General features: G+C 61.4%; 4 protein-coding genes and 1 pseudogene. 2 read left to right on the top strand and 3 right to left on the bottom strand.

Annotated elements, in window-relative coordinates; genetic code table 11:
- The 3 genes and pseudogenes from ACYU70_RS17020 to ACYU70_RS17010 form a co-directional block, all read right to left on the bottom strand.
- A pseudogene (locus ACYU70_RS17020) lies at positions 1–2,178 on the bottom strand (hypothetical protein); the annotation flags it as partial.
- Between the two features lie 555 nt (positions 2,179–2,733).
- On the bottom strand, positions 2,734–3,516 hold the full coding sequence (locus ACYU70_RS17015) for an alpha/beta fold hydrolase (protein WP_342298809.1): 783 nt from the start codon (positions 3,514–3,516) through the stop codon (positions 2,734–2,736).
- A gap of 169 nt (positions 3,517–3,685) precedes the next feature.
- Positions 3,686–4,597: an NmrA family NAD(P)-binding protein gene (locus ACYU70_RS17010; RefSeq protein WP_342298810.1), complete on the bottom strand. Its 912-nt coding sequence runs from the start codon at positions 4,595–4,597 to the stop codon at positions 3,686–3,688.
- 142 nt (positions 4,598–4,739) lie between these two features.
- Between ACYU70_RS17010 and ACYU70_RS17005 the strand changes: the two genes are divergently transcribed.
- The gene (locus ACYU70_RS17005) at positions 4,740–5,162 is read left to right on the top strand and encodes a winged helix-turn-helix transcriptional regulator (RefSeq protein ID WP_342298811.1); all 423 of its coding nucleotides are present in this window, start codon (positions 4,740–4,742) and stop codon (positions 5,160–5,162) included.
- A gap of 67 nt (positions 5,163–5,229) precedes the next feature.
- Positions 5,230–6,660 carry a carbohydrate porin gene (locus ACYU70_RS17000; protein WP_342298812.1) on the top strand — a complete coding sequence of 477 codons (1,431 nt, stop codon included), beginning with the start codon at positions 5,230–5,232 and terminating at the stop codon, positions 6,658–6,660.
- The last annotated feature ends 188 nt before the right edge of the window (positions 6,661–6,848 follow it).

Genomic DNA, 6,848 nt, shown 5'->3' with positions numbered 1-6,848 from the left:
GCCGTTGGTGCCGTTGGTGCCGTCTTTGCCAGCTGCGCCGGTATCGCCTTTGGCGCCGTCAACGCCGTTGGTGCCGTTGGTGCCGTTGGTGCCGTCTTTGCCAGCTGCGCCGGTATCGCCTTTCAGGCCAGCAGGAATAGCAAATGCAAAAACAGCATTTGTGTTAGTGCCAGTATTCGTTACACTTGCTGAGGAACCAGGTGCAAGAGTCGTTACGCTGCCTGCAGCAATTGTTGCGGCTACACCTGCTGGTCCACTGAGGCCGGTAGCACCTTGCGGGCCATCTGCACCTTGCGGGCCGGTAGCCCCCGTAGCACCAATGTCGCCTTTGGCACCCGTTGCGCCGGTAGCCCCAGTAGCGCCGGTAGCCCCCGTGGCCCCCGTCAGACCAGTAAGCCCTTGCAGGCCCGTATCACCTTTCGGCCCTTGAGCACCCGTTAAGCCTGTCGGACCTTGTACACCCTGCAAGCCAGTCAGGCCAATCGGACCCTGCGAGCCCGTAGTACCGGCTATGCCTTGCAAACCTTGTGGGCCCGCTGGGCCAGTGGCTCCTTGTGCGCCAGCCGCGCCCGCCGGGCCCTGGGCTCCCGTATCTCCTTTTTGGCCGGTGGCACCAGTCAGGCCGATGGGGCCTTGCGGACCAGCAGCGCCAACATCACCCTGCACACCGGTAGCACCGGTAGGTCCAATTGGGCCGGTTGCGCCGGTTGCGCCCGTGGCTCCGGTTGCGCCCGTGGCGCCAGTCAAGCCAATTGGCCCTTGTGCGCCCGTTAAGCCCATTGAGCCTTGGGCCCCTTGCAACCCTGCTGCGCCCTGCGAACCCTGAGCACCCGTCAGGCCGGTTGGCCCTTGTGAGCCAGTATTACCAGCTACACCTTGTGGCCCGGCGGGGCCGGTGGCACCCTGGGCACCGGCTGGCCCTGCGGGGCCTTGAGACCCCGTATCACCTTTCGCACCGGTGGCCCCAGTCAAGCCAATCGGGCCCGTCGCCCCCGTCGCGCCCGTATCGCCTTTGGTTCCCGTGGCCCCGGTAGCGCCGGTAGCGCCCGTGGCACCGGTTAGGCCCGTGGCCCCGGTAGCTCCGGTGGCTCCGATATCGCCTTTCGGCCCTTGCGCCCCGGTTAGGCCGGTGAGGCCCTGCGCCCCCTGAGGCCCGGTGAGGCCAGTAGCGCCTTGCGCTCCAGTCGTGCCAATAGGCCCTTGCGCACCCGCGGGGCCAGTCAGTCCCTGAAGACCTTGCGGGCCGGTAGCCCCCGTAGCACCGATGTCGCCTTTGGCCCCCGTGATGCCTTGAGGACCAGCGGGTCCGGTAGCACCAATTGGGCCCGTCGCGCCCGCTGGCCCTGTTGCGCCCGTGGCCCCGGTAGCCCCCGTGGCCCCCTGAGGGCCGGTCGAGCCAACGGCACCTCTGGGCACAGTGAAGTTCAGGACGGCGGCGGTGCTGGTGCCGCTGTTGGTGACTGCGGCATTGGTGCCGGCGGCCCCGGTTGTGGTGTTCCCAATGGTTACGGTGCTGGCCGGCAGCGTAACGGCGGTGGTTCCCGCACCCAGGCTGAGCTGCTGGCCACTCAGGGTCAATACATCGAGCGGGCGCGTCAGCAGTTTGCCGGTCGCATCAACCGTCACCTGCCGGGTGGTACCTACTGCCCCTGCCAGCGCGGGAAAGGTGGCATTGCCCCCCACCGTCAGATTGCCGCCTAGCGTACCAGAGCCGTCAATATTAAAGCTGGCTTGGTTCTGTACCGCAGTGCCGTTGTTGATGAAAGACCCAGAGGCCGCCGCCGAACCATTGCCGGAGTTTGCGGTGCCCAGCACTGTAATGGGCGCAACTTTAGCCACCGAATGCCAGGTGTCAATGCCTACGGGCGCACCGCTGGTTGCTACGCGCACCCAATTGGTGGGGCTGGCACCCTTGCCGCCGGTGTTTCCCCCGGCGTTGTAGTAGAGGCCCGGCCCGCCCGGAAGCGCGTCGCTGGTGTTGAAAATCATGAGCCCGGTGGCCGGCTTTTCAACCGTTGTGTTGTCCGTGGCCGATTGCAGTGCCACTCGCGGGATGAGCAGGCCCTTGTTGCTGCTCGAAATATCGAGCGCGGCCGACGGGTCCGGGGTGCGCGTGCCAATGCCGGTTTGCGCATGGCTCAGCATTGGTACGGCCACAAGGGCCCCAGCTGATGTCATGCTCAATAAAACCCTCAGAGGTAATTGAGTTTTCATGCGGTGTGGAAATTTTGTTGAAGAAAGAAAAAGTATAAATTATGCCAGAGGAAGAGCACAATATTATTTCTTTCATTTCACACTTTCCAACCTTTGTATTTATTTAAACAAGCATTAATTTTATAATATATTTATTAAATCATATTTTTTTCGCGATTTCAGAATCACAAGTGTTGAAGCACAGATTGCTAATGCCAATGGAGAAAATCAGGCAATACCAAAGCAATAGTCACAGTCTTTAGTTAAACAAATTATGTGAATAATGAAATTAAAATATTTTAAAACTTTTTAAATAAATATTTTAATCAAAGCAATATTTTTTTAATCGAAGAAACAGTATTATCATGCAAGTCTGCATAAGGGTATTTCCGCCAGCCCTTAAAGCAAAGCAGTGAAAAAAACGATGCCTTCTTACGTAATATAAATGTTAAATACCTGTACACAAGGTATTTGCGATATTGGTATCTTAGGCGGGAAAGCTAACGCCGGCAAGCAGCTAGTGCACTTGTTACGGCATGCCTATTGCTGCACAAACGCCTTTACCAGCCCAAACACCTCTTCCGGCTTCTCGGCGTGCACCCAGTGGCCTGCATCGACCACGGTAGCCACCTGCGAATGCGGGAATAATGCCGGAATACCGTGCAGCTTATCCTCGGCGGTGATGTAGTCTGACTTGCCGCCGCGAATGAACAGGGTCGGTTTCAGAAACGGCGCTGGGCCGGTGGTTTCCTCGCCCACGGCGGGCAGCTGCGCGGCCAGCACGTCGAGGTTGATGCGCCAGGCGAAGGAGTTGTCCTCCTTGCGGTAGAGGTTTTTTAGCAAAAACTGCCGGGTGCCGAGGTTGCCGACGTGTTGCGCCAGCGCCGCATCGGCCTCCTGCCGGTTGGTGATGGTGCTGAGGTCCACGGCGTGCAGGCCGGCCAGGATATCGTCCTGGTGCTCCATATCCGAAAAGCGCGGGGCAATGTCGACCACAATGAGCCGGGCCAGCCGCTCGGGGTGGTCGAGGGCGAGGCGCATGGCCACTTTGCCGCCCATGCTGTGGCCCATGAGCGTGGTATCGGGGCCGAGCTGCAGGTGGTCGAACAGCTCCAGCACGTCCTGCGCCATGAGGGCGTAGGTGTGCTCCGCGCTGTGAAAAGAGCGGCCGTGGTTACGCAAATCCACGCTGACGACGCGCAGGCCGGCTTCGGTGGCCCAGCGGCGGGCCAAGCTCTGCCAGTTATCAAGGGTGCCAAACAGGCCGTGGAGGATAACCAGCGGGCGGCCCTGGCCCTGGTCGAGGTAATGAAGTAGCGGCATGGGGCAAAAGTAGGGTGCGGGGGCTGCGAAAGCCTGTTATGAACAAACGAAAAGCCGTCATGCTGAGCGCAGTCGAAGCATCTCTACCGCGAGAGCAAATAATTACTTGCACGATAGAGATGCTTCGACTGCGCTCAGCATGACGGCCTTTATCTACTCAACCCTCTGCCTACGCGCCTGTCGTGGCCGCCTTGAAAGCCGGCGCAAACACCGTCTGGGCAAATTCTTCTACCGTGGTGGGCGTGGTGCTGGCCGCATCGCGCGGGCCGTCTGCCATCGACTTGCCTTCGTTGATGTTGCGCGTCATCTCGTCGTAGAGGTCAGCCTGATTTTCGCTCAAACCCGCGCCAACCATGCCCTTTTTAGCATCCTCATAGGAGAAGGCCACGTAGGGAAGCTCCGGCCGGCCAATGGCTTGGCCGATAGCGGCCGTAGCCTCGGCCAGGGTGTAGTTGCGCGGCCCCAGGATGTACTGCACGGCATGGTTTTCCAGCTTATCGGCGGCCAGCAGCTCAGCGGCTTTGGCGGCGATATCTTTGGTCGCCACCATTGGGAACGCCACATCCGCTTTCGTGGCCGAGCCGGCGATGCCCATGTGCTGAATCATGCCCACGTTGGCCAGCAGGTTTTCCATGAAATAAGCCGGGCGCAGGTGCACCACGTTCAGGCCCTCTATGGCGTTGAGGCGGGCTTCCTGGCGGTGCAGGCCCACCACAGGGCCGGTGCCGGCGGCCTCATCGGCCCCGATGCTGCTCAGGTGCACGGCGTTTTTCAGACCGGATTCGCGCACGGCCTGGGCAGTGGCTTCGCCGATTTGGTCCATGAAGGCCAGCACGTTGGGCGAGGTCACGTTGGGCGGAATCATCAGGAAGGCGGCGTCGGCTCCGCGCAGGGTTTCGGTGAGGAAGGGCGCGTCGTGGGCATCGCCGGCTTTGATGGTGGCGCCGGCTTGGGCCAGGGCATCGAGGCGGGCGCTGGGGCGGGCCACGGCCGTAACCTGGTGGCCCTGTTTCAGGAGGCTGTGCACGAGGGCGGTACCGATGTGGCCGGTAGCGCCGAGGACGGTGATTTTCTTGGACATAAGAGCAAAAGGTTGGGCCGGGGCATTGTTGCGCGGCGGCGATACAAAGGTGGCGGCTTACCTTTGCTTTTCGCAAGTACCTACTAAAAAGTAGGGTACTTACCTAAAGGTAAAAATCGCTGTTAATCAGCTGAATAATTTTATGTCGAAACTCACCAAGCAACAAACGGCCGAAGCATACTGGTCTGCGGCCGATACCGAGCGTAACCTGACGTGCCCCGTGCGCACCACCCTCAACGTGCTGGGCGGCAAGTGGAAGCTGCTCATTCTCTCATACTTGCTGGATGAACCCCGGCGCTACGGCGAGCTGCGCCGGCTGATGCCCGAAATCACGGAGAAGATGCTGATTCAGGAGCTGCGCGAGCTGGAAACCGACGGCATCGTGGCCCGCACCGTGCACCAGACCGTGCCACCGCGCGTCGACTACAGCCTGACGGAGCAGGGGCAGCGCGTGCAGCCGCTGTTTGGCGAGCTGGTGGGCTGGGGCAAGCAGTACCTGGGCCGCACGGTCGGCTGCGGGCTACCCGAAACGTTGGCCCTGACCACGACGGTAGGCGTTGGGTAAACTTCACTCGTTCAACATCTGCGGAGCGGGAACTTTCGCCTCATTTTATTAGACCTGCTTAATTTTTTTGGTTCTGAAACACACATATTTACTCCTTGCCGGGGCGCTGCTGCTGGCCCTGCCCGCCCTGGCCCAGGTCACGCCGCCCGGCTCTGCCACGCCTGCCACGCCTCCCAAAGCCGCTTCGGCCCAGGAGCCCATGCACCAGCCCATCGAAAAGGCCCGCAACTGGAGCCTGCACTTCCAGCAGACGCTCATCGACCAGTGGCACAATAATTTGACCACGCCCTATTCGGGCGACTTTAGCCTGGCCGACCGCGAATCGGCGAAGCTTTCCTTTACGAGCACGGTGTTTATCGGGCGGCGGCTGTGGAAGAATGCGGCCGTGTATTTCAACCCCGAAGTGGCCGGCGGCAGCGGCCTGAGCGGCGCGCGCGGCGTGGCCGGCTTCACCAACGGCGAGACGTTCCGCATCGGCGACCCGTCGCCTAACCTGTACCTGGCGCGGCTGTATTTGCGGCAGGTGTTTGCGCTGGGCACGGCGACTGATATGGACCTCGACGACCTCAACCAAGTGGCTGGCCCCACGCCCCAGCGCTACTTCGCCGTCAACCTGGGCAAGTTCAGCACCGCCGATTTCTTCGACCAGAACAGCTACTCGCACGACCCGCGCACCCAGTTTCTGAACTGGAGCCTGATGAGCGCCGGGGCCTGGGACTACGCCGCCAACACGCGCGGCTACACCGTGGGTGGGGTTTTTGAGTACGTCACGCCCGGTTTCACGGCCCGGTTTGCCTCCACGCTCATGCCCACGCTGGCCAACGGCCCCATCCTGGATTTTCACTACGGCACGGCCCACGCCGAAACCGTGGAGCTGACCAAAGTGTACCACCTCAAGGGGCGGCAGGGCACTATTCGGGCGCTGGGCTTCCGCAACGTGGCGGCCATGGCGACCTATAACACGGCCATCCGGCTGGCCCAGCTCACCGGCGAGCAGCCCGATGTGACGCTGGTGCGCCACGATGGCCACACTAAGCTCGGCTTCGGCCTGAACGCCGAGCAGGAAATCGCCAAAAATGTGGGCCTGTTTGCCCGCGTGAGCTACAACGACGGCAAGAACGAAACCTGGGCTTTCACCGAAATCGACCACAGCGCCAGCATCGGCATTGCCAGCACCGGCGACCGCTGGGCCCGGCCCGACGACCGCCTCGGCGCGGCCATTGTGGTGAACGGCCTCAGCCCCGAGCACCGCGCCTACCTGGCGGCCGGCGGCTACGGCTTCATCGTGGGCGACGGCCCCGGCACGGGCTACGTGGCTAACAGCGGGGCGCTGAACTACGGCCTGGAGCAGATTGGCGAAGTGTACTACAGCTTCGCGCTGCACGCTTATCACGCCTCCATCAGTCCCGATTATCAGTTGGTTATCAACCCGGCTTATAATAAAGACCGCAGCGGGCCGGTGCATGTGGTGGCCGTGCGCCTGCATGTGGAGTTCTAACTATGCGGTCCGTCTAGGGTAGGGGCGGGGCCTGCCCCGCCCGCCGTTCGCATCGTTGCAGCGATTCCGTTCAACGGCGGGCGGGGGCAAGCCCCGCCCCTACATCGTCAATATTGAAAATTGCGGTAGAAAAAAGGCAGAAAGAAATAACTTCGGGCAACCGCTGTAACGCCGACGGCATCATGACG

The organism is Hymenobacter segetis, assembly GCF_054776495.1.
This window is presented reverse-complemented; position numbering and strand designations above follow the sequence as displayed.